General features: G+C 37.2%; 22 protein-coding genes and 4 tRNA genes. 12 read left to right on the plus strand and 14 right to left on the minus strand.

All coding sequences use genetic code 11. The features are described 5' to 3' along the window. Nucleotides 1-47: 47 nt before the first annotated feature. Entirely contained in the window at nucleotides 48-233 is a 186-nt protein-coding gene (locus A6M14_RS13270) for a hypothetical protein (RefSeq protein WP_152875701.1), read from the plus strand. Nucleotides 234-469: 236 nt separating this feature from the next. Here A6M14_RS13270 and A6M14_RS13275 read toward each other — a convergent pair whose 3' ends face one another. The 5 genes from A6M14_RS13275 to rnr form a co-directional block, all read right to left on the minus strand. Then, the gene (locus A6M14_RS13275; RefSeq protein WP_152875702.1) at nucleotides 470-1,354 is read right to left on the minus strand and encodes a DMT family transporter; all 885 of its coding nucleotides are present in this window, start codon (nucleotides 1,352-1,354) and stop codon (nucleotides 470-472) included. A 57-nt stretch (nucleotides 1,355-1,411) separates the two neighbouring features. Beyond that, nucleotides 1,412-1,834, minus strand: a complete 423-nt coding sequence (locus A6M14_RS13280) for a hypothetical protein (protein WP_152875703.1) — start codon at nucleotides 1,832-1,834, stop codon at nucleotides 1,412-1,414. Nucleotides 1,835-1,850: 16 nt separating this feature from the next. Next, nucleotides 1,851-2,057, minus strand: a complete 207-nt coding sequence (locus A6M14_RS13285) for a YheV family putative zinc ribbon protein (RefSeq protein ID WP_188110916.1) — start codon at nucleotides 2,055-2,057, stop codon at nucleotides 1,851-1,853. Nucleotides 2,058-2,109: 52 nt separating this feature from the next. Then, nucleotides 2,110-4,137, minus strand: a complete 2,028-nt coding sequence (locus A6M14_RS13290) for a M3 family metallopeptidase (protein WP_152875707.1) — start codon at nucleotides 4,135-4,137, stop codon at nucleotides 2,110-2,112. Between the two features lie 176 nt (nucleotides 4,138-4,313). Beyond that, nucleotides 4,314-6,728, minus strand: a complete 2,415-nt coding sequence (rnr, locus tag A6M14_RS13295) for a ribonuclease R (protein ID WP_188110917.1) — start codon at nucleotides 6,726-6,728, stop codon at nucleotides 4,314-4,316. 265 nt (nucleotides 6,729-6,993) lie between these two features. On the opposite strand from rnr, the gene A6M14_RS13300 reads away from it, so the two are divergent. The 6 genes from A6M14_RS13300 (at nucleotide 6,994) to A6M14_RS13325 (ending at nucleotide 8,987) form a co-directional block, all read left to right on the plus strand. Further along, nucleotides 6,994-7,083 (plus strand) — tRNA-Ser (locus A6M14_RS13300). A gap of 16 nt (nucleotides 7,084-7,099) precedes the next feature. Beyond that, a tRNA-Arg gene (locus tag A6M14_RS13305) sits at nucleotides 7,100-7,176 on the plus strand. A 41-nt stretch (nucleotides 7,177-7,217) separates the two neighbouring features. Further along, a tRNA-Arg gene (locus tag A6M14_RS13310) sits at nucleotides 7,218-7,294 on the plus strand. Nucleotides 7,295-7,547: 253 nt separating this feature from the next. Next, a tRNA-Arg gene (locus tag A6M14_RS13315) sits at nucleotides 7,548-7,624 on the plus strand. Between the two features lie 194 nt (nucleotides 7,625-7,818). After that, the gene (locus A6M14_RS13320; RefSeq protein ID WP_152875709.1) at nucleotides 7,819-8,316 is read left to right on the plus strand and encodes a hypothetical protein; all 498 of its coding nucleotides are present in this window, start codon (nucleotides 7,819-7,821) and stop codon (nucleotides 8,314-8,316) included. A 29-nt stretch (nucleotides 8,317-8,345) separates the two neighbouring features. Beyond that, on the plus strand, nucleotides 8,346-8,987 hold the full coding sequence (locus tag A6M14_RS13325) for a fumarylacetoacetate hydrolase family protein (RefSeq protein ID WP_152875711.1): 642 nt from the start codon (nucleotides 8,346-8,348) through the stop codon (nucleotides 8,985-8,987). An 83-nt stretch (nucleotides 8,988-9,070) separates the two neighbouring features. Here A6M14_RS13325 and msrA read toward each other — a convergent pair whose 3' ends face one another. The 5 genes from msrA to thyA form a co-directional block, all read right to left on the minus strand. Beyond that, the gene (gene msrA, locus A6M14_RS13330) at nucleotides 9,071-9,589 is read right to left on the minus strand and encodes a peptide-methionine (S)-S-oxide reductase MsrA (RefSeq protein WP_152875713.1); all 519 of its coding nucleotides are present in this window, start codon (nucleotides 9,587-9,589) and stop codon (nucleotides 9,071-9,073) included. A 123-nt stretch (nucleotides 9,590-9,712) separates the two neighbouring features. Continuing rightward, a complete protein-coding gene (locus A6M14_RS13335; protein ID WP_152875715.1) occupies nucleotides 9,713-10,168 on the minus strand; it encodes an META domain-containing protein in 456 nt (151 codons plus the stop codon). A 103-nt stretch (nucleotides 10,169-10,271) separates the two neighbouring features. Next, on the minus strand, nucleotides 10,272-11,330 hold the full coding sequence (locus A6M14_RS13340; protein WP_152875717.1) for an Lnb N-terminal periplasmic domain-containing protein: 1,059 nt from the start codon (nucleotides 11,328-11,330) through the stop codon (nucleotides 10,272-10,274). 28 nt (nucleotides 11,331-11,358) lie between these two features. Then, on the minus strand, nucleotides 11,359-11,871 hold the full coding sequence (locus A6M14_RS13345) for a dihydrofolate reductase (protein WP_152875719.1): 513 nt from the start codon (nucleotides 11,869-11,871) through the stop codon (nucleotides 11,359-11,361). A gap of 154 nt (nucleotides 11,872-12,025) precedes the next feature. After that, a complete protein-coding gene (gene thyA / locus A6M14_RS13350; RefSeq protein WP_152875721.1) occupies nucleotides 12,026-12,868 on the minus strand; it encodes a thymidylate synthase in 843 nt (280 codons plus the stop codon). A 423-nt stretch (nucleotides 12,869-13,291) separates the two neighbouring features. Here thyA and leuC point away from each other — a divergent pair, with 423 nt between their 5' ends. The 4 genes from leuC (at nucleotide 13,292) to leuB (ending at nucleotide 17,275) form a co-directional block, all read left to right on the plus strand. Then, the gene (leuC, locus tag A6M14_RS13355; RefSeq protein WP_152875723.1) at nucleotides 13,292-14,725 is read left to right on the plus strand and encodes a 3-isopropylmalate dehydratase large subunit; all 1,434 of its coding nucleotides are present in this window, start codon (nucleotides 13,292-13,294) and stop codon (nucleotides 14,723-14,725) included. 115 nt (nucleotides 14,726-14,840) lie between these two features. Then, nucleotides 14,841-15,491 (plus strand): 3-isopropylmalate dehydratase small subunit, encoded by a 651-nt coding sequence (gene leuD / locus A6M14_RS13360; protein WP_152875724.1) that lies wholly within the window; start codon nucleotides 14,841-14,843, stop codon nucleotides 15,489-15,491. Between the two features lie 102 nt (nucleotides 15,492-15,593). Next, a complete protein-coding gene (locus A6M14_RS13365; protein WP_152875732.1) occupies nucleotides 15,594-16,154 on the plus strand; it encodes a hypothetical protein in 561 nt (186 codons plus the stop codon). Between the two features lie 41 nt (nucleotides 16,155-16,195). Beyond that, a complete protein-coding gene (leuB, locus tag A6M14_RS13370; RefSeq protein ID WP_152875726.1) occupies nucleotides 16,196-17,275 on the plus strand; it encodes a 3-isopropylmalate dehydrogenase in 1,080 nt (359 codons plus the stop codon). A gap of 150 nt (nucleotides 17,276-17,425) precedes the next feature. Here the strand turns inward: leuB and infA are convergent, their stop codons facing one another. Further along, entirely contained in the window at nucleotides 17,426-17,647 is a 222-nt protein-coding gene (gene infA / locus A6M14_RS13375; protein ID WP_001284370.1) for a translation initiation factor IF-1, read from the minus strand. A 229-nt stretch (nucleotides 17,648-17,876) separates the two neighbouring features. On the opposite strand from infA, the gene A6M14_RS13380 reads away from it, so the two are divergent. Continuing rightward, the gene (locus A6M14_RS13380; protein WP_163121415.1) at nucleotides 17,877-18,884 is read left to right on the plus strand and encodes an AraC family transcriptional regulator; all 1,008 of its coding nucleotides are present in this window, start codon (nucleotides 17,877-17,879) and stop codon (nucleotides 18,882-18,884) included. Nucleotides 18,885-19,004: 120 nt separating this feature from the next. On the opposite strand, the gene truA is transcribed toward A6M14_RS13380, so the two are convergent. Genes truA through A6M14_RS13395 form a run of 3 tightly spaced genes read right to left on the minus strand, consistent with a single transcriptional unit; the run spans nucleotide 19,005 to nucleotide 22,133 of the window. Next, nucleotides 19,005-19,802: a tRNA pseudouridine(38-40) synthase TruA gene (truA, locus tag A6M14_RS13385; RefSeq protein ID WP_152875728.1), complete on the minus strand. Its 798-nt coding sequence runs from the start codon at nucleotides 19,800-19,802 to the stop codon at nucleotides 19,005-19,007. Between the two features lie 17 nt (nucleotides 19,803-19,819). Continuing rightward, nucleotides 19,820-20,785, minus strand: a complete 966-nt coding sequence (locus tag A6M14_RS13390; RefSeq protein WP_152875734.1) for an asparaginase — start codon at nucleotides 20,783-20,785, stop codon at nucleotides 19,820-19,822. A 46-nt stretch (nucleotides 20,786-20,831) separates the two neighbouring features. Next, nucleotides 20,832-22,133: a fimbrial protein FimV gene (locus A6M14_RS13395; RefSeq protein ID WP_152875729.1), complete on the minus strand. Its 1,302-nt coding sequence runs from the start codon at nucleotides 22,131-22,133 to the stop codon at nucleotides 20,832-20,834. Between the last annotated feature and the right edge of the window lie 89 nt (nucleotides 22,134-22,222).

A 22,222-nucleotide genomic window follows, 5' to 3' on the forward strand; every position in this document is an offset into this window, starting at 1 on the left:
ATTTATGACGGAAGTCTATTGAATATTTTGCATATTTAGATGAAGATGTGTGGAGTTTAAAATATAATAATAATGAAAAAATATATAGAGTTGAACTTCAACGTATTTTAAATCATCAATTATATATTGCTGTTTACTTAAAGAAATCTGAACAAAAACCTTTGGTTGTCTGGTTTGATCAATTAGATCGTGATGAGTGGAAGAATTTAAAAAAATTAGCGATTTTGAAATAAAAGTCATGTAAAAACGATGAAAAGTTAAGCATTGTTAGACAATTTTCATACAATATTTTTTATTTCCATATACATTAATGTTATGAGATCAAAATAAATAAAGAATTCGAATTTTTATTTATTTCTCAATTGTTTTCAAGGAATAGCCCATTTGGGTCATCAGTTTATAAGTAGCATGTGCAGAACCGTCGCAGTGCTACTTTTTTTTATCTAAATTTTTCTAAGAATATTGTGTTTTATCTTGAAGAGTTTTTTAGCTTCCTTTGCAATATTGGGCTACATAATAAAATTGCAGATAAAATAAGTGCAAAGCCAATGATGCTATACATGTCTGGTAATTCGTGCCAAAACAAATATCCCCAAATTCCTGCAAAAATAATTGCAATATAATTGACTGGATCAATTTGACCTGCAGGCGCAAGTTTATAAGCATTAGACATAAAGATTTGACTAATGTTTGCCAAAATTCCTGCGCAAATTAAATAACCTAGCTCTGTATAGGTGTATGGTCGCCAAACAAAAAACATGGGAATAGATGAAATAATTGTTCCAAAGAAACAAAAATAAAACACGATGCGTTCGGGTGGCTCTGTTGCAGTGAGTGCACGCACAGTTACAAATGCCATAGCTGCAAGAAAGCTTGAAACAAGCCCAATAACAGAGAGTAAATTAAGTAAGCCTGAATCGGGTTTTGCAACGAAAAGTACGCCAAATAGCCCGATAGTTGCTGCAAAAATCATGGGTTTGGTGACTTTTTCTTTTAAAAATAACCATGCAATAAGCGGAATGAAAATAGGTGAGGAGTAGGAGAACACCATTGCATTTGAAAGTTTGAGATGTGCAATTGCATAGAAAAAACCATACATTGCCATTAGCCCAACCACTGAGCGCCACGTATGCATCCAAAGTTTTTCTGTTTTAAAAAATGCAGTGCCGTATTTCATGATGAATGGTATGAAAATGCATAGACCCACAATATTTCTAAAAAATACCACTGTGGCATTATCTACTGTATGAGATGCATATCGGATACATACACCCATCAGTGAAAAAAGCAGAGCTGAGCAAGTTAAGCAAAGAATGGCTTTGAGAAGGTTTTGCTTGGAAGAAATAGGGGTCATGAAAAACGGCTAGGATGAGTTTTCATCATTCTAACCGAATTATGTAAAAATGAAATTTTATTGCGATTCAGCGAGCTGAGCTTCGAGTAGTTTAATTTGCTCTTCTTTAAGTTCGATGAGTTGATCGACATCGGAATGCTGTTCTTTGAGTATTTTTTCTTGGTTTTTCAATTGGCTTTGAATATCGCTGAGTTTAGCGACTTCTTCTTTGGCTAAAGATGCATTTTTAGGAACAGCTTCTTGAAGAATTTTATCTGAAATTAAAGCAGAAGTATTTGCTTCTGTTGGAATGACGTCACTTGCAGGAAGATCAGGTTCACTTGCTACAACAGCTTCTGATGCAGGTGTTTCAGTATTCAATTTGCTTTCATCTTCAGTCGATGAAAAGTTCAAATATGCAAAAATTACAGCAATAATTAGAATGAGAAAACCAATAATTCCCCATAAAAGTTTTGGATTATTTCTTTCTCTTATTGCCATATCATTAATCCTATCATTATTTTTGACGTGGTTTGAATTGTATTACCCCAATATCATCTGGAATAGCAGGGGCTTCTGGCTCATCGATATGAGTCGGACGGTTCTCGCTATAACCACAATCAATACATTCAATCCACTCATTTTCACCTGAAGTAAGCATGACAACACGGTCTAAGGTCTGACATTTTGGGCATTTTGCACCAGCGATGAAACGACGCTTAATAGTCATCATACTTACCTAAAATTAAAACTAAGACAGGTAGTTTAAGATTTTACTAGGCTTTCGTCCAACCCTGATGACGTAATAATGCATCAATTTTCGGCTCACGTTTGCGGAAATTGATAAATGCATCAAGTGCTTGATCTTTTCCGCCAACTGCTAGAATAAACTTTCTAAACTGTTTGCCTGTTTCTGTGTTGAAAATACCATCATTTTCAAAACGATCAAACGCATCGCTTGCTAAGACTTCTGCCCATTTATATGAGTAATATCCTGCTGCATAACCACCTGCAAAAATATGGCTAAAACCGTGTTGGAAGCGGTTATAAGGTGTCGTTGGCGCAACAGAGTATTTATGGCGAATATCATCCATTGTTGCCTGGATGTTTGTCGCATTTAAAGCAGGGTTGGCTTTATGAATATTCAAGTCAAATAAAGCGAATTCAATTTGACGTAAGGTTTGCATACCCGATTGGAAGAAACGTGCATCTAACAGTGCTTTTAAAAGTTCTTTAGATAATGTTTCTTTGGTTTCGATATGTTCGCTTAATAGATCTAAACTTTCATGATCCCAAGCCCAGAATTCCATAAATTGGCTAGGAAGTTCTACCGCATCCCATGCAACACCGTGTGTGCCTGCAACAGCAATGTTATCTACTTCAGTTAACATATGATGTAAGCCGTGACCAAACTCATGGAATAAAGTAATCACCTCATCATGCGTTAATAGCGCAGGTTGATTGCCAACAGGTGGAGTAAAGTTACATACCATGTAGCAGATTGGATTTTGTAAGCCATTTGCGGTTTGCATGCGTGAACGGAATCCACTCATCCATGCACCGCCACGTTTTCCACTACGTGCATATAAATCGAAATAGAAGCCACCTATAACTTTGCCTTGATCTTCTAGTTCGAAATAGCGAGCATCTTCATGCCAAACAGGTGCTTGGCGTTCTACAATGTTAATACCGTAAAGGCGGTTCACAATACTGAATAAGCCTTGCAGAATTTTAGGTGCAGGGAAGTAGGGTTTGAGTGCTTCTTGTGAAAGATTAAATTGTTGAACTTTGAGCTTTTCTGAATAGTACGTGGTGTCCCAAGGTTCTAAATCTGAAATACCATCTTCAGATGCAATAGCTTTTAATTCTGCAATTTCTTTTTCAGCAGGTGCGCGAGCATGTTCGGCTAAATCAACAAGGAATTTATCTACAGTTTCAACATCTGGCGCCATTTTGCTAGCCAATGAAAGTTCTGCATAATTTTGGAAACCAAGAAGTTGTGCCATTTCTTGACGTAAGCTTAAAATTTCTTCCATTGTTGCTGTATTGTCAAATTCAGGGTGATCACTCATTTCCGATGCACGTGTTGTATAGGCTTTATAAAGCTCTGCACGTAATTCACGGTTTTCGGCATAAGTCATAATCGCAAGATAAGATGGAATATCTAAAGTTGCGACAGCTTGATCAAGTTCGCGTTGTTGACCATATTGTTTTAATAGCTCGATGCTACTTTGTGGCAAGCCTTTGAGTTGATCTTCAGAAAGTACTTTGAAATAAGCTTGCGTTGCGTCTAACACATGGTTTGAAAAGTCAGATGATAGTTGTGATAAACGTGCAGAAATTTCTGCATAACGTTTTTTCGCTTCGCCTTCTAAAGCCACACCTGAAAGTTTAAAGTCACGAAGTGCAAGTTTAATTGCGCTTTGCTGTGCTTCTGAAAGTTTCGAAAATTCGGCAGAATCATGTACGTGTTGATAGCTTTGATAAAGCACCGTGTGTTGACCAAGCTCTGTGTAATATTCACTTAAAGCAGGAAGGAGCGCTTGATAGACTTCGCGTGTTTCTGCGTTGTTCATGACTGCATTTAGATGAGATAAAACGCCCCAAGCTTCGCTCATATTGTTTTCTAGCGTATCGACTTGCTCGAGTATTTTTAATTGCTCTTCATGTGATTGAGGGACATCTTTAAGTTCTTTGAGAAAAGATTGTCCTTGTTGAATCGCGTGTTCAATATTTTGTTTTAATGATTCAAGTGTAATTTGATCGAATTGTGGTACTGGCAAAGTTGCCTTTTCTAATGTCATTGCAATACGCCATAAATTTCTAAGTTAATGTAGATGTAAGGGCTGTAGAGGGATAAATCAAGAAGAATTATGAGCTTTCGCTGAATTAATCATTTTAAAGTATGATTTGAAATGATCAGATAAAAATTTTTTAGATAAAAAAAGAGCGCCTAAGCGCTCTTTTTCATTTTTAAGAATTAATCTATTTTTACTTTCGCATTAGATTTTTTCTTTTTTGCTTTGGCTTTTTTCTTAGCCTTGGCTTTTTCTATTTTCTCAGCAGATTTCTTACTTGGTTTTGTGTAAGACGCAGGTTTAGCTTTTTTCTTACGAAGTGGTTTTTCACCATCTTCACTGACTTGAGCTTTAGGGCGTTCACCAAATACTTGCTCTTTGTTTTGAGCAGGTGCTTTGGTCGCAACTCTTGGTGCACGACTGCGAACCGTACGACCTGCATGTGTCAACTGTTGAAGCAATTCAAAATCAATCTTACGATCTTCTAAGTTTACTGATGCAACTTTAATTTTGACTTCATCACCTAAGCTAAAGGTCTGACCACGACCTTGCCCGACTAAACTTTGACTTGCTTGATCGAACACAAAGAAGTCATCGCCCAATTGGCTGACATGAATCATGCCATCGACATAAAGATCTTTTAAGGTAACAAATAGCCCAAATTCAGCAACAGCTGAAATCGTACCGACAAACTCTTCACCTAAATGCTGATGCATATAATGGCATTTCAACCAAGTGGTTACAGAGCGAGATGCTTCATCTGCACGACGTTCAGTTGCAGAGAAATGTGTTCCTGCTTCTTCTAAAGCACCACCAGAAAGCGGAGATGGCTTTTGTTTTAAGTGTGCTTTGATTGCTCTATGAAGCAACAAATCTGGATAACGACGAATTGGCGATGTGAAATGCGTGTATGCATCGTATGCCAAGCCGAAGTGACCTGCATTGTTTGGACCATAGTAAGCTTGCATCATTGAGCGTAAAAGTACGGCATGAATGCTTGGTGCATCAATACGGTCTTTGGTTGCTTCAATAACAGCTTGATAATCTGCTTGCGTAGGTTGTTCTGGGAATTGCAAACCTAATAGCTTTACAAAGTCTCGAACTTTTTGAATGCGTGAAAACTCAGGTGGCTCATGAATACGGTAAAGCATTGGAATTTCATTTTTCAATGAATATTCTGCTGCTGCAACGTTCGCAAGTAACATACATTCTTCAATGAGTTTATGCGCATCGTTACGGCTACGTGGCAAGATTTGAGTAATACCACCAAGCTCATCGAAAGTCATATATGTTTCGACGGTTTCAAATTCCATTGCATGACGTTCAGCACGTAAGCCTTTTAGCACTTGATACAACTGGAACAATGTATTTAAAGATTTACGAACATCACGATTTTCGGTAATTGCATTGCTGTCGCCATCAAAGTATTGTGCAACTTGGTCATAGGTTAAGCGTGCTTTTGAATGCATGACAGATGGATAGAACTCGTATCCTGTTACTCGACCTGCACGTGATAGTTTTAAATCACACACCATGCATAAACGATCAACATCTGGATTTAAAGAACATAATCCATTTGAAAGTGCTTCAGGGAGCATTGGTAATACAAAGTGAGGGAAGTATACCGATGTACCACGATCTTGTGCTTCGTTATCTAAAGGCTTATCTGTGCGAACGTAATGGCTTACATCGGCAATGGCAACAACAACACGGTAACCACCACCTGAACGTTTCTCAGCGAATACTGCATCATCGAAGTCACGCGCATCTTCACCATCAATAGTCACTAATGGTAAATCACGTAAGTCGATACGACCTTCACAATCTTGTGCGGAAGGTTCTTTGAAGCTTTCCGCATCTTTAACCACTTCAGCAGGAAATTCGTAAGGCAAACCAAATTCTAAAATAGTTTGCGGAATAATAATTTCCGTATCTGCTTTATCTGCCATAGATTGAACAATATGACCTGTGGCAAATTCTTCACGTGTTGGGTAGGTATCAAGTTCAACACGAAGAGAATCGCCAACATTGACTTTGGCATGTTCAATCAGTTCTTTTTCTAAGGTAATAGGCTGATGTGCATTGGGATTTGCAGGTTGAATAAAGTATTCACCTTCATGAATAGCCAATTTACCAATAATTTGTTTAACACGATGCTGAACAACTTCTGTAATAAAACCCCAAGGCTTACCTTTACGATCTACAGAGGTTTGGCGTACTTTAACGCGATCACCATTAAATACAAGACGAAGTTCGCGTTCAGGCAATAACATATCGTCATGACCTGAGATGTTGGCGTTACCCATACCCTTAGAATTGATATAAACAGTCGCTTCGTAAACTGGCTGTTCTTCGGCAATTTGGAATTTAAACCCATCTTTCATGAGTTGACCATCACGCACCATTGCGATTAGACGATGACTCAACGCGTCAATACTTTTTTGATCTACAATCTTAAAGTGTTCAACCAAATCTGCATGAGAGAGTGGTGCAGCTTGCTTTTCAATAGTCTCTAAAATAAGAGTACGGCTTGGAATGGGATTTTCATAACGTTCAGCTTCAGCTTTCGCTTCAGGATCGACCCAATTTTTCATAATATCTGTGACTTCAAGTGAGAAGAATAGGTTTAGCATAAGTCATGCAACAAAATACTGCACGTAATTGATGACAATAATGTGTATTCAATCATTTTTTCTAAAACGAATACCATCATAAAAACAAAAAAGAGATGAAAATTGATCAAAAGTAGCAAAATAAAGCTTAAATTGTTTAAAAAGTATTTAATTGATCGAAAATATGCAAAATATATAAAGACTAGGCTTGCAGTATCTACGTTTAATTTGTATTATGGCGCCTCGTTACGGTGAGATGGGTGAGTGGCTGAAACCACATCCCTGCTAAGGATGCATACGGGTAACTGTATCGAGGGTTCGAATCCCTCTCTCACCGCCAACGAATAACTTGTAATGCGCTCATAGCTCAGCTGGATAGAGCACTTGGCTACGAACTAAGGGGTCGGGAGTTCGAATCTCTCTGAGCGCACCAATCAAGTTAATCGTGAACGAAGTCGAAAGACACTCAGGTACGCGCTCATAGCTCAGCTGGATAGAGCACTTGGCTACGAACTAAGGGGTCGGGAGTTCGAATCTCTCTGAGCGCACCAACTTAAACATTATTGCAAGTGTTTAAAATAAAGAACCGCACATGTTGCGGTTTTTTTGTGTCTGTAATTTTCATGTGAAAATGTCAAAACTCATCGCTTATTTAAATGAATTTATGGTTTAAAAGTTTGAATGTGCTGAAGGATTATCCATAAAATTGAATGTTGAATAATAACTAAACACTTGAAAGCTAAATTATAAAATAATACTTAACATATCTGAATTATCACGTATAATGCCTCCCATCAAGACGTCGCGCTCATAGCTCAGCTGGATAGAGCACTTGGCTACGAACTAAGGGGTCGGGAGTTCGAATCTCTCTGAGCGCACCAACTTGATCATCATCAAGATGTAAAATAGAAAGAAACCGCATTTAGTGCGGTTTTTTTGTGCCTGAAATTTAGCGTTAGTCGTGTTAGAAAAACATATCACCAAATAACATCATTGTTTTAGCGTATAAAAACAGAAGAAGCTCTTTTTCTAGTGTAATATTTAGCTTACTTTATAGAATATTGATGATGCATAGATGTCTGAAACTAAGCCTACTTTGTCTGTACGTTATTTTTTAAATTTAGAAGAATCGCAAGATGGTTTCGCACTTGCGACTTTTGGTAAAAAACAATTTACCCGTTTTATTACGCCTGCAGTCAGCCTTGGTATTGTTATTTGGGGTTTCTATTTAGGTTTTGAAGGTGTAGGATGTTATTACGTTGCTTTAGGCGCTGTGTTTTTACTTTTACAATTATTTATGCGCTATTGGTTTTTACCGATGATGTTTAAGCGTCAATTTGTGAAATATCAGTTTGGTAAAAGCGAACAAGGTTTGGATTTATTCCAAGATTATGCAGATCTTTATGCAAATGGTCGTAAAGCCGTTGTAAATTATGCAGATGTGCAAAATTTTGCGATTGGTAAACTCACTTATATGCTTGAATTAAAAAATAAAACAGTCATTATTGTGCCAAAGCGTGCCATTAATGATTCAGCAGACAGAACCATTTTCGAAAATACATTTAAAAAATAATTTAATTTCAGTGATAGAAAGGGAACATCATGAGTACACGTCCATCTAAAATTGTGTGTGTCGGTCGTAGCTATGCAGATCATGCGAGAGAATTAGGAAATGCAATTCCTGATCGCCCAGTTTTGTTTATTAAGCCGCCAAGCAGTTTAACTTCGCTAGAAGATGGTATTTCATGGAATCCTGATTGGGGCAATTGCCATCACGAATGTGAGCTGACTTTACGTATTGATCGTACTTTAAAAGCAGAAACAGATCCGAAAAAAGCTTTGGAAGCAATTGGTGCGATTACTTTAGGTTTAGATTTAACTTTGCGTGATTTACAAGATGACTTGAAAAAGAAAGGTCAGCCTTGGGAACGTGCAAAAGCTTTTGATGGTTCATGCATTCTTGCAGATTGGGTTGATGCATCAGAAGTTAAAGATTGGGATGATGTGCATTACACGCTACATATTAATGATGAGCTACGTCAAAAAGGTGATACATCTTTTTTAATTTTTGATATTGGTTATTTGCTTTCAGACATTAGCCAAGTGTTTACTTTAGAACCTGGTGATGTGGTAATGACAGGTACGCCAGCAGGTGTTTCTGCATTGGCAAAAGGTGATTGCTTAAAAATGACTTTAAAAGGTCAAGCTCAAGATTATGTTTGGAATACTGAAGTAAAAGCTTAATTCTTCAATATTGAAACAAATAAAAAAGGACTGTTGAGCAGTCCTTTTTTATTGCTTAGGTTTTTGATAAATCCTAATCAATCTTATTTGAGTAATTCTGTGAATTTACTACGAAGTTTTAAAAGTTTGGGTGGAATTGAAAAATTGCAGTAACCCTGTGTTGGATTCTTTGCAAAATAATTCTGATGATATTCTTCAGCAGGGAAGAATTGAGGTGCTAAACTGACTTCAGTGACAATTGCTAAATCATCTTGTTCGAGTTGTTCAATTAAACTTTCAGCTTGTTGTTTTTGTTCATCATTAAAATAATAAATGACAGAGCGATATTGTGTGCCAATATCATTTCCTTGGCGGTTTAAGGTTGTTGGATCATGAATTGCAAAAAACACATTTAGTAATTGTTCATATGAAATTTGAGTTTCATCGAAGTCAATTAAAATAACTTCTGCATGATTGGTGTCGCCACGGCAAATATCATCATAGCTTGGATGTGTTGTGTGACCACCTGCATAACCACTGGTAATGTGCGTAACGCCTTTCAGTTGTAAGAAAACAGCTTCTGTACACCAAAAGCAGCCACCACCCAATAATGCTTGTTGCATGAAATGATCCTAAATATTTATATATGGCTCAATATATGGGGGGAATTTATACAATTACAATATTCTTCATATAAATAGATACAAAAAAAGCCTACATAAAAGTAGGCTCTTTTTTAAATTTGATTAACGCGGTTGAATTGCGCTTTCAAACTCAATTACAGAATTACCTTGGTTATCAAGAAGCTGTAATACTTTACCTTCTACTTTGTAGTGGGTTACTTGTGTTAAAGCTTTATTGAATAACTGATCGATATTTGCATTGTTCATACAAGCCATGCGTGTAGATGCAACTTGGCTGAAAGAAATTGAGTGTTTACCAGCATCGAATGAACCCATTAAACGGTTACAACCATCTGAACCTGTTACACGTTTTGTTGCTTCGTCAAATTGTAAGCTTGCGATATTACGTTCTGATGGATTTGTGATAATGGTTGAATTACCAATTTTAGTTGCAACCCAAGTTTTATTTTGTAGTTGATTGAGGTTCGCAGTCGTCCCTGGTAGTTGCGGTAATGATTGGCAACCAACGAAAGCCAATGTTGAACCTAGAAGTGAAACTGCTAAGAATTTTTTCAACATTTTATAAATTTCCTTATGAGTGGATTTAACTAATATAGCTAAAAAAATTAGAAACTTATGAAATTATTTGTATACAAATCTTTCAGATTTATAGGCTTCTTGTTTAATCTGTTTGTAGATATGGTGTTGAAAGGTGATTACGAATAATTTTTGAATATTTTTCACTCGTTAATTCATGCATATTTTGTACTTTGGGATTTACATGCGCTCTTTCATACCATGTTTTCATCGACCAATTCTGATCAAGTGCGCGTAAATCATATAAATAATTAGGTAGATAGCCAGAAGCAAGCAAACGATAATCAACAGGTAATTGATGATTTGAAACAGATTGCACCATATCAAAAACAAGTGTCGTGCAGTTACTGGTGAGGGTGTTATACCATTTGGGCTGCTTTTCTAAGTCTGCAGATTTTTTTAAGTATTCTTCGAATAAAGCTCGCATTTCGGCTTTTGGCATTTGAACAGGAAAAAAGTAAACTTGTTCACCTCGTACATTACTACGCGTGTAAATAATATCTTTTTCATCTGCAGCAATTAAGCTAAGTTCAAACTTTCTAAAAAAACCACCAAGCGTAGAAAATTCTTCATTTTTTTCTTTTCGAATTTCAATAGAAAAAGTCAGTGGCGCACTATTTTTAAAATCGAAACTCACAAGTGTATGGGCAATCTGAGGTCCCATCCAATACGATGTAATCACATTCACACCTGAAATTTCATTCAAATTTACAGTGCGAGTTTCCCATTTTTCATCGTAATCTTGTTCTGTGCGCCAATTGAAATTTCGAACATTTTTAAGCGTAACAATATCGCCGTGTTGTTCAAATTTTAGTGTTTTTGCAACTTCAGGATTCCATTCTCTATCTGCCAAAGCGGGTATGCTGAAGTACCAAAACAAGCCACATAAAAACATAAAGCAATAAAGTAGGATGTCTTTTCCACGGCTAAAAAAATGCTGTGTTGCATAAATGCCTAAAACACTAAGTGCAAATGCAATCCAAATTCCAATAAGAATTCTACTGATGAGCCAGCCAAATGGTTCTTGAAACCAAATGGCTAAACATGGCCAAACAGATGAAAGAATGACAAAGAGACTAAAAAGGGAATGGATGAATCCGATTCCCAAAGCAGCGAAGAATTCCTTTCTACCGATATTTTGCATAATTGTTATTTTTTAAAAGATAATTACTTTATTTTCGGTAAGTTGCGAACTCAAAAGCAATCCCTGTTTTGTCGTCAATATGTTTTTCAGAGGCAGTTTTCATAAATGAATCTGGAATTTCTGGATAAAAAATATCACCTTTAACATCTAAGTTAATATGGGTTAATTCTAAACGATCCGTATAGTGAATGGTTTGTTTGAATATTTCACCACCACCAATAATAAAAATAGTATTTGGTTTTTCAGAGTTTGCTACATCTTCAATTGATTTTTCAAGAGCTTCATCGATTGAGTGAGCTACCTTGACACCATCAAATTTCCAATCAGGATTTCGTGTTATAACCCAATTTACTCTTTTAGGTAGCGCTCTGCCTATCGAATCAAAGTTTTTCCGACCTAAGATAATTACGCCACCTTGGGTAATTTCTTTGAAGTGTTTTAAATCAGCAGGTAAATGCCAAGGCAGATCGTTATCCTTACCAATACACCTTTGGTTGTCCATTGCAACCACATGTACAACTTCAAAACTTCGGAAAGTCATAACCTAAAACCCAAGCCATTTAATTAAGTAAAATAATAAAATCCTGCGTTTTAAAGCAGGATTTTATTATTGTAACTTTAAAATAGAAAATTAAATAGCTAAAGAGTTGTTAAAGCATTGCTCGATTTTAGAGGTGCTGTTTTGGCTTAAAATACTAAACCGCTACAGGTGCTTTAATACCAGGATGTGATTCATAACCAATAATCTCAATATCTTCAAATTTAAAGTCAAAAATATCTTTAATTTCAGGGTTAAGTTTTAATTGGCATAAAGGCAAGGGTTCGCGGCTTAACTGAAGTTGAGTCTGTTCAAAATGATTGGCATATAAATGCGTATCACCGCCTGTCCAAACAAAATCACCTACATCTAAATCGCAAACTTGCGCAATCATGTGTGTAAGAAGAGCATAGCTTGCAATGTTAAAAGGTACGCCTAGAAAAACATCTGCACTACGTTGATACAGCTGACACGACAATTTTCCGTTTTGTACAAAAAATTGGAACAATGTATGACAAGGTGGAAGTGCAACATTTCCAGCTTCATTCGGGTTCCAACCTGACACAATTAAACGACGTGAATTTGGATTGGTTTTAATTTCATTCACAAGCCATTTAATTTGGTCGAAACCATCTTGCTCGTATAAGCCATTTTCTTTTTTTGTACCACCAAAGTTACGCCATTGATGACCATAAACAGGGCCAAGTTCACCTTCAGGACGACCAAAACGTGCAGTTTGTTCTGCCGTAGACCATTCATCCCAAATAGAAACTTTGTTGTCTTGCAAATACTTAACGTTTGTATCGCCTTTTAAAAACCAAAGTAATTCAATTACAATTGAACGGAAGTGAACTTTTTTAGTGGTTAAAAGCGGAAAGCCTTTAGAAAGGTCAAAACGCATTTGATGACCGAATACAGAACGTGTACCTGTACCCGTGCGATCGCCTTTGTCGCCACCGTTGTCTAGGATATGTTGTAGTAGGTCTAAATACGCTTTCATAAATGTCCTGTCATTGGCCTCAATAAAAATACAATTTTTAGGTGTAAATTTAGAGGCTATATAAAATAATTTTCTGCGATGAGTATACTCATCTAAAGATATTTTTAATAGATGATCAAGATAAAGTTAAGTTTGCAGATAATCAATAACTTACTGCATTTTAGAATTGGAAAATAACTTATTAAAACAAAGGTTTGGTTTTTATTTTTTAAAAATATAGTCATCTTCCATATTGTAAATAAATAGCATTATCTGCTTATATTTAATGCGGATTAAAAGCGTGATTATATTGTAGGTCTAAAATTAAATTTAGCATTCCAAAAAGTTTTTGAACTAATAAAAATGATAAATTAGATTTATATTATATGCAGGCTATAATCGAACTAATTCAAAAATATACCCAGTCCAGTGGAGTCAATCGACATGGCAGGCGACATTCAAAAAGCAAAGACATTGTACGATAAATTGTGGGATGACCACTTAGTAAAACAACGCGATGATGGTTCAGCTTTACTTTATATCGATCGTCATTTATTACATGAAGTAACGTCTCCACAAGCATTTGAAGGCTTGCAACTTGCAGGTCGTAAACCTTGGCGTTTAAGCGCAAATATAGCAACACCAGACCATAACGTTCCAACCTCTAAAAAAGAACGTTCAGAAGGTATTGCAGGTATTGAAGATGATACATCGCGTATTCAAGTTCAAACTTTAGATGATAATTGCAAAACTTTTAATGTTGTTCAGTTTGATATTAATGATGTACGCCAAGGGATTGCACATGTTGTTGGGCCTGAACAAGGTTTAACTTTGCCGGGTATGACCGTTGTATGTGGTGATTCTCACACTGCAACACATGGTGCATTTGGTTGCTTGGCACATGGTATTGGTACTTCAGAAGTTGAACATGTATTGGCAACGCAATGCTTAGTTCAAAAGAAAATGAAAAATATGTTGGTACGTGTTGACGGTAAATTGGGTCAAGGCGTGACATCAAAAGATGTTGTTTTAGCAATTATTGGTAAAATTGGTACCGCTGGTGGTACGGGTCACGCGATTGAATTTGGTGGTCAAGTATTCCGTGATATGTCGATTGAAGGTCGTATGACGGTATGCAACATGGCAATCGAAGGTGGTGCACGTGTTGGTATGGTTGCTGTTGATGACAAAACCATTGAATACGTGAAAAACCGTCCTTATGCACCGAAAGGCGAGCAGTGGGATGCGGCAGTTGCATATTGGAATACTTTACATTCTGATGAAGATGCGCATTTCGACACAGTAGTTGTATTACAGGGTGAAGAGATTGAGCCACAAGTATCTTGGGGTACTTCACCTGAAATGGTGATACCTGTTTCCCAAGCGGTTCCAACTTTAGAACAAGCGAAAGATGAAGTTCAACGCAATGACTGGACGCGTGCTTATAACTATATGGGCTTAAATGGCGGTCAAGCATTGGCTGATATTCAATTAGACCGTGTATTTATTGGCTCTTGCACAAACTCTCGTATTGAAGATATTCGTGCGGCAGCTGAAGTTGCGAAAGGCAAAAAAGTTGCGGCATCGATTAAACAAGCGATGGTAGTACCGGGTTCTGGTTTGGTGAAAGCACAAGCAGAAGCTGAAGGTTTAGATAAAATTTTGGTTGAAGCAGGCTTTGAATGGCGTGAACCGGGTTGTTCAATGTGTTTGGCAATGAATGCTGACAAATTACAACCGGGTGAGCATTGTGCATCGACATCTAACCGTAACTTCGAAGGTCGTCAAGGTAATGGTGGTCGTACCCATTTAGTCAGTCCTGCAATGGCTGCCGCTGCGGCAATCGCGGGTCATTTTGTTGACGTACGTAGTTTCTAAGATTATTCCCTCATCCCAACCTTCTCCCTGAGCCATATCATGGCGCAAGAGAAGGAGTTCCCTCTCATTTTAGGAGAGGGCTAGGGAGAGGTTACGGATTCAGTGAGAAATAACCATGAAAAAATATACCGTTGAACAGGGTATCGTTGCACCATTAGACCGTGCCAATGTTGATACAGATTTAATCATCCCAAAACAGTTTTTGAAATCGATCAAACGTACTGGTTTTGGTGAAAATTTATTTGATGAATTACGTTATTTAGATGAAGGTTATTTAGGCTTAGATAACTCTAAACGTCCTAAAAATCCTGATTTTTCTTTGAATCAAGCACGTTATCAAGGTGCTTCAATCTTGATTTCACGTGCCAACTTCGGTTGTGGTTCAAGTCGTGAACATGCGCCGTGGGCATTGGAAGAATACGGTTTCCGTACCGTGATTGCGCCAAGCTATGCAGACATCTTCTTTAATAACAGCTTTAAAAACGGCATGTTGCCGGTGATCTTGTCTGAAGAGATTGTAGATCAATTATTTAAAGAATGCTTTGAGACTGAAGGTTATCAATTAACTATCGACTTGGAAGCTCAAGAAGTGCGTACGCCAAAGGGTGAAAGCTTTAAGTTCGAGGTTGATCCATTCCGTAAACATTGTTTATTGAATGGTTTAGATGATATTGGCTTAACTTTACAAGCATCTGATGATATTCGTGCTTTTGAAGAAAAGACAAAACAATCACGCCCTTGGGTTTTTAATGACATTAATGGCTAATTCACAAGATATTTAGTCATAGATTAGAGCTCTAACTCTTGATAACATCAAATCATAATTACTCTTATTATGAATTTGACATTCTTGGGCTAGGTTTAAATGATGACGAAATCTTTGGGTCAAATTATTTTGTTGTGCGGTGCTGTTATTTCTTTATCGGCATGCCAAAGCTTAGATACTGCTCGATTAAAAAAGATTAAGGAAACATCAAGTACGCAATCTAATGCGAAGCTCTATTGTTCAGGTGTTGATGTTTGCGAATTTGAACGTTTAGATGAAATTCAAGTTGTAAATGAAGACAATCATCGAATTGATCGTGATGCACTAAAGCAAGGAGTTGTACGTTTAGATACTGCTTCGAAAGAATCGAATTCACTTTATTTGTCTGTACCTGCACAGCAACATGAAGTGGTCATTCGTTTTTATCCTGTGACTAAAGATCGAGCGGAAAAGTTACATGTCATACATCGCTTTAAAGCACAGCAAAACTATACATTTCACATGTACCGTGAGCGAAACTTCGTAAGTGGCAGCCTTTTGAATGTATCTCCACCAGAGCCTTTGTGTGTAGATCTGAAAGAAGGCAAAAAAATAATTCGTACTTTTTGTAAGCCTTACAACGTTTTAAATGGACTTGGCGAGTTTACAGAGAAAAAACTTTAAACTTCATCAATTTTAGATTGATACTAAAAATGGAAAAACTCATGTCAAAACATATCTTGATTTTACCGGGTGACGGCATTGGTCCTGAAATCGTAAAAGCGGCTGAACAAGTGCTTACACGTGTAAATGAAAAATTCAACTTAGGTTTGACGTGGGAACAAGGTTTATTAGGCGGTGCTGCAATTGACGCACATGGCGAACCGTACCCAGCTGTAACAGCAGAACAAGCGAAAAAGGCAGATGCACTTTTGTTAGGTGCTGTAGGCGGTCCTAAATGGGATACGATTGAGCGCTCAATTCGACCTGAACGTGGTTTATTAAAAATCCGTAGTGAATTGAATTTATTCGCAAATTTACGTCCTGCTATTTTGTATCCACAATTAGCTGACGCTTCTAGTTTAAAGCCTGAAATTGTTGCTGGTTTAGATATTCTTATTGTTCGTGAATTAACAGGTGGTATTTACTTCGGTCAACCGCGTGGTATTCGTGAATTAGAAAATGGCGAAAAACAAGGTTTCAATACCGATGTTTATGCTGAATCTGAAATCAAACGTATTGCTAAAGTTGCTTTTGAAATGGCAAATTTACGTGGCGGTAAAGTGTGCTCTGTAGATAAAGCAAACGTACTTGAAGTGACTGAGCTTTGGAAACAAACGGTTACTGCATTGAAAGAAGAGCAGTACCCTGAAATCAATTTATCTCATATGTATGTAGATAATGCTGCAATGCAGTTGGTTCGCGCACCTAAACAATTTGACGTGATTGTAACAGGTAACTTATTTGGCGATATTTTGTCAGATGAAGCAGCGATGTTGACAGGTTCTATTGGTATGTTGCCATCTGCATCTTTAGATGAAAATGGTAAAGGGATGTATGAGCCTTGTCATGGTTCTGCACCAGACATCGCAGGTCAAAATATTGCGAACCCATTAGCAACTATTCTTTCAGTTGCAATGATGCTTCGTTACACATTCCGTGCTGAGGAAGCAGCTAAAGCCATTGAAGATGCTGTGGGTGATGTATTAGATCAAGGCTTACGTACCGCAGATATTATGTCTGAAGGCAACACAAAAGTAGGTACAGTCAAGATGGGTCAAGCAGTTGTATCTGCATTGAACTAATTTTATTTGTATTAAAAAACGCAGCTTAATCGCTGCGTTTTTTAATTTAAGAATCTGAATTTTTAGAATTTGAAAGATCACTTTTCAATATTCATTTTTTAGGCATATAAAAAAGCCACTTCACAGTGACTTTTTTGCTATCGCTAAAACTTAACGTGCACGGTAAGTGATACGACCCTTAGTTAAATCATAAGGTGTCATTTCAACTTTCACACTGTCGCCAGTTAAAATACGAATATAGTGTTTACGCATTTTACCAGAAATGTGGGCAATCACTTCGTGACCGTTTTCTAAACGTACACGGAACATAGTATTAGGAAGCGTTTCGGTGACAACGCCTTCGAACTCGATGAGTTCCTCTTTATTGGCCATAGCCTACCTGAGTATCAAATTGGAAAGGCGCAAATTATAGTCAATTTTTTTGCATATTACAAGGTTCTAAGCCTTTAACTATGCTCATCTGTCAATCAAATAGGCGAATCATGCGTTTAAACTTTTTTTCATAAAACATGGTTTGCTCTGTTGTCAGTTTGGTCAATCACAGTTAATCTAAATTGAATGTTTTAAGTATAAATAAAGAACATACAAGGAAGGTTTTTGAGTGAGTCAGCAAACAGATGCATCGGTAATACTACGATTGGGCTACCAAGCGATTCGTCGTGCTGGTTTGCCTACAGATGAAATTTTGACAAAGGCAGGTGTTGCTTTAAGTCAAGTTGATGCCAATGACCGCACTCCATTGAATTCGCAATATGCTTTTTGGGTGGCAGCAGAAGAAGTTAGCCGAGATACAGATATTGGTTTACATTTAGGTGAAAATTTACCTCTGTATCGTGGGCAAGTGATTGAACATTTATTTATTTCTTCTGTGAATTTTGGGGAAGGTCTAAAACGAGCACTCGCATATCAACGTTTAATTAGTGATGCTTTTCATGCAACTTTGGTTCTTGAAGATGGTCGTTGCTATTTAACCAATGGCGAACAACCTCATGCTGAAAATATTGTAAATCGACATTTTTCTGAATGTGCGATGAGCGGTGTTTTACGCTTCTTTAAATTTATTACTGAAGGTCGTTTCGAGCCCATTTATATCGATTTTAATTTTAGTCAGGGATCATCTGATGATGAATATCTAAGGGTATATGAATGTCCTGTAAGTTTGGGGCAAAAGGAAACACGTCTTTATTTTGATCCCGCAATTTTAGATTATCAATTGTGGCAAGCAGAGCCTGAACTTTTTCATTTACATGAACAGTTAGCCGTTGAAAAATTACAAGAACTTGCACGTTATGATTTAGTAGGTGAAGTTCGTCGTGCGATTGGTTTCACCTTAGAAAGCGGTGAAACAACTTTGGAAACAGTGGCTTCACAATTGAATATCACGCCACGTCGTTTACGTACGCAATTGAGTGAAGCAAATACGAGCTTTCAGCAAATTCTTTCAGATTATCGTTGTCGTTTAGCAAAACGCTTATTGGCAGGTACAAATGAAAGCGTAGAACGTATTGTGTATTTAACAGGTTTTTCTGAGCCAAGTACGTTTTATCGTGCATTTAAGCGTTGGACAAATGAAACGCCTGTGGAATATCGAAAAAGAAAGCAGCGTTAATCCTTATATTTTTAGAATCCACCCCAACCCCTCCTTTGTCAAAGGAGGGGGACCTCTCTTTTTAAAGGTGAGAAGCACAGCTTCGCAAGAGGAGGGATTTAAACACTAAAAATAATTAGCTTATTCCGGCATATTCAACCAATGTGGTCCTAATGGCATTTTAGGTAAATCAAATTGTTCAGGGTAATCTGCATGAATGAAATATAAGCCATCGGGCGGAGCGGTAATGCCTGCTGCTTTACGATCTTCCGCTGCAAAAATTTCATCAATATGGTCAATTTCATACATACCTTGACCAATTTCCAGTAAGCATCCCACAATATTTCTCACCATATGATGTAAGAAACCATCGGCTTGAATGTCTAAAACTAAATAACAACCATGACGTATAAGTCTTGAATGGGTGACATGACGTATAGGTTGATTTGATTGGCAAGCAGCTGCTCGGAAACTTTCAAAATTATGCGTGCCTTCAAATTTTTTAGCCGCTTCCATCATTTTTTCAACATTCAGCGGGTTAAAAACATGCGTCACTTGTTTGTGTAAAAGCGCAGGGCGTTGTGGATTGTTATAAATTACATAACGATAACGACGTGCTTGAGCTTTGAAGCGTGCATGAAAGTCCGAATCCATTTCTTTAATCCACTGGATAGAAATGTCTTTGGGCAATGTACTATTTGCACCCATTAACCAACCACGAATTGGACGAATAGCATGAGTATCAAAATGTGCAACCATATTTGTGGCATGTACGCCTGCATCGGTTCGACCTGCACCGTGTAGCATAATCGGCTCATTGGCAATTTTAGACAAAACCGTTTCAATAGTTTCTTGCACGCTTACTACGCCAGATTGTTGAGTTTGCCACCCTCTATATTGAACGCCAGAAAACTCAATACCGACTGCAAAACGTTGCATATTCACCTCAAATCCACTTAATTTTTCCAATGGTCATGCCATTGATCTACCGCGTCGTATTTTAAATACATTTTTAATGCTTTTGCATAAAGATCTGCCTGACTTAAGCTATTACTCACTAAAAACTTTGCATGACTGATCCACTCGCTGACGGCATAACGCTGATCGAGCAATCCAAATGGCACTTGACTAGTAATAATCACCGCACAATTTTTCGCTTGGATGTTTTGTAAAACCTGTATCAGTTTTTCATTCACTACAATATTGCCTGTGCCAAAACCTTGTAAAATTAAGGCATTTGGAGGATTTTTTAAGAATAATGCTAAGTTTTCAATCTGCTGATCAACTGAAATAGGTTGCCACATTAAACTCACACAATTAAAGTCTTGAGCTTTAGCGATGAGCGCATCATTCACTTGAATTGCATCTGTATTCGCGTAGATGGGCGTATTTTCTTCAATGCCAGTAAATGCATCTAATTCTGTTGTATGACGTTTTAACGCTGTTTGAGCGTGAATTAAGCGATGATGGAAAGCGAGGTAGACACCTTGTGCACATTTCACAACGGACTCTAAAGCAAAATTAAGATTATCAATGGTATCTGTAAATTCACGTGTGTCATCGCCTTTGACATTAAGTAAAGGATATTGACTGCCTGTAAGCACAACATGAGCAGAATGACCAAGGCAATTTGCTAAAACGGCACTGGCATAACTCAAGGTGTCTGTTCCGTGAATAATCACAAAATTTTGATATTGTTTTTGCTGTAATTCTTGAATAAATTGAGTCAGCCTTAACCAATCTTCCGCAGTACACGCGCTACTGTCTTTAATAACAGGTGATACAAAGCATTCAATATCTAATTGAAGTGGAAGTACATGTTGTAATAATGGAATAAATTTTTCCGCAGGCATTGGTGCTAAAGGTTCGCCAACACAGCCGAAAGTTCCGCCCATATAAATTAAAGCAATTTTTTTCATCATAAAAAAAGCAGCCAAGAATGACTGCTTTAGTGTAAATCGTTTTTTATTAAGATGCGATTTGATTCAGTAACTGATCTGCAACTTGACGTTGTTCAGGTGAATATTCGGTTTCGTTGTCCGCTAAAATTTCCCGAGCTGCATCATAAGCACCTAGCTCAATATATTTTTGAGCTAAGTCTAAATCTAGCTCAATTTCATTCATATCGATAAGAGAAGGGAATGATTGAACCAAAGGATCGGTGTTATCAAGCTGATTTTCTGAAATGCTAGGAGCTTGATTTGCTATTGGAGTGGCTTCTTCTACAAAAGTAGAATCTAAACTTTTTTCAATTTCAGTTGGTGTAATGCCAATGTCTGTCGTAGGTTGAGTGTCTAAATTAAAACTAAAATCAGGTTGTTCATCTAGAATAGGAGAAGGCTTTTCTGTCTCTTCTACATTAAATTTATGTGTAGAAAAATCTAAATCAAATTCATTTGTTTTGAGAGGAGCTTCTTCAATAACATCAGCTTGTTGGCTTACTTTTTCTTCAATAACGTCATCATTGTTTGAAAGTGTAAAAGAAAAATCAAGCGGTTTAATTTCATCTACAGTAGATTTTACTTCAGCTTGTGGTTGAATATCTTTAGCTGTAAATGATGGGCTAAACTCTAGTGCTGAAGTCTCTATTGTGGGTTCATCAATTTCTTGAGTCTCTACAATTGGAGATGGTGTGAAGTCTAATTGTGTCTCTTCAATATCAGCTTTTACATTTTCTGTTGCGTTAAATGTTGGCTTGCTAATAAGTGCATCAAAAGCATTGTCCGAGAGTGGAGCTGGAGCAATAGGTTTTACAGGTTCTTGAACTGCTTCTACATGGTTTGGTGTAAATTGGATAAAATCATTTTCTTTTGCCGATGATTTTCCCTGATTGACTTTAGCTTCTGCTTGTTGAGCAATATCATGCAGTTCTAATGCATTTAAATGGCTAAGTAGTTGATTGATCGCAAAATCATCTTTTTGTTTAAGATGAACATCAAGCAATAACAGGTACAGTTCATGTTGAGAGTTATCGCGTTTTAAGGCTTGGTTAATTTGAGCTTCTGCTGCAAAGAAATTACGATCTTGAATTAAAGATTCAATTTTTTTGCGTGTATCTGCTGAAATGGGCTGTGTTTTTTTGGTTTCAACAACATCATCTTCAACGATTTTCGTAGGTTTGGAATGAGTACGTGTTGAACTTGTTTTTTTTGCCTTATTTTTCGCGTTTCCTTTTTTAGAAGGCTGACTTGATCCTTGAGCATCTTGACGCTTTTTGACCACAAGTAAAACGACAATCAAAATGATGAGTGGAATCACATACATCAGCATATCTATACCCCTTATGGATCATGTCTTTTAGATGAAGACAAATCCTGAAAAAAACTTTTGGTTGTAACACATTAGGGTCTGTTGACATT

Source organism: Acinetobacter portensis (assembly GCF_009372215.1).
In the GTDB taxonomy this organism is placed as follows: Bacteria; Pseudomonadota; Gammaproteobacteria; order Pseudomonadales; family Moraxellaceae; genus Acinetobacter; species Acinetobacter portensis.

Excerpts from the sequence above, each read along its gene's own strand:
- A6M14_RS13275 (WP_152875702.1), bottom strand. The coding sequence starts at position 1,354 with ATGACCCCTATTTCTTCCAAGCAAAACCTTCTCAAAGCCATTCTTTGC.
- truA (WP_152875728.1), bottom strand. The coding sequence starts at position 19,802 with ATGCAACGTTTTGCAGTCGGTATTGAGTTTTCTGGCGTTCAATATAGA.
- leuB (WP_152875726.1), top strand. The coding sequence starts at position 16,196 with ATGTCAAAACATATCTTGATTTTACCGGGTGACGGCATTGGTCCTGAA.
- leuC (WP_152875723.1), top strand. The coding sequence starts at position 13,292 with ATGGCAGGCGACATTCAAAAAGCAAAGACATTGTACGATAAATTGTGG.
- leuD (WP_152875724.1), top strand. The coding sequence starts at position 14,841 with ATGAAAAAATATACCGTTGAACAGGGTATCGTTGCACCATTAGACCGT.
- A6M14_RS13390 (WP_152875734.1), bottom strand. The coding sequence starts at position 20,785 with ATGATGAAAAAAATTGCTTTAATTTATATGGGCGGAACTTTCGGCTGT.
- A6M14_RS13335 (WP_152875715.1), bottom strand. The coding sequence starts at position 10,168 with ATGTTGAAAAAATTCTTAGCAGTTTCACTTCTAGGTTCAACATTGGCT.
- A6M14_RS13365 (WP_152875732.1), top strand. The coding sequence starts at position 15,594 with ATGACGAAATCTTTGGGTCAAATTATTTTGTTGTGCGGTGCTGTTATT.
- msrA (WP_152875713.1), bottom strand. The coding sequence starts at position 9,589 with ATGCAACAAGCATTATTGGGTGGTGGCTGCTTTTGGTGTACAGAAGCT.
- thyA (WP_152875721.1), bottom strand. The coding sequence starts at position 12,868 with ATGAAAGCGTATTTAGACCTACTACAACATATCCTAGACAACGGTGGC.
- A6M14_RS13345 (WP_152875719.1), bottom strand. The coding sequence starts at position 11,871 with ATGACTTTCCGAAGTTTTGAAGTTGTACATGTGGTTGCAATGGACAAC.
- A6M14_RS13340 (WP_152875717.1), bottom strand. The coding sequence starts at position 11,330 with ATGCAAAATATCGGTAGAAAGGAATTCTTCGCTGCTTTGGGAATCGGA.
- A6M14_RS13395 (WP_152875729.1), bottom strand. The coding sequence starts at position 22,133 with ATGCTGATGTATGTGATTCCACTCATCATTTTGATTGTCGTTTTACTT.
- A6M14_RS13290 (WP_152875707.1), bottom strand. The coding sequence starts at position 4,137 with ATGACATTAGAAAAGGCAACTTTGCCAGTACCACAATTCGATCAAATT.
- A6M14_RS13325 (WP_152875711.1), top strand. The coding sequence starts at position 8,346 with ATGAGTACACGTCCATCTAAAATTGTGTGTGTCGGTCGTAGCTATGCA.
- A6M14_RS13320 (WP_152875709.1), top strand. The coding sequence starts at position 7,819 with ATGTCTGAAACTAAGCCTACTTTGTCTGTACGTTATTTTTTAAATTTA.
- A6M14_RS13280 (WP_152875703.1), bottom strand. The coding sequence starts at position 1,834 with ATGGCAATAAGAGAAAGAAATAATCCAAAACTTTTATGGGGAATTATT.
- infA (WP_001284370.1), bottom strand. The coding sequence starts at position 17,647 with ATGGCCAATAAAGAGGAACTCATCGAGTTCGAAGGCGTTGTCACCGAA.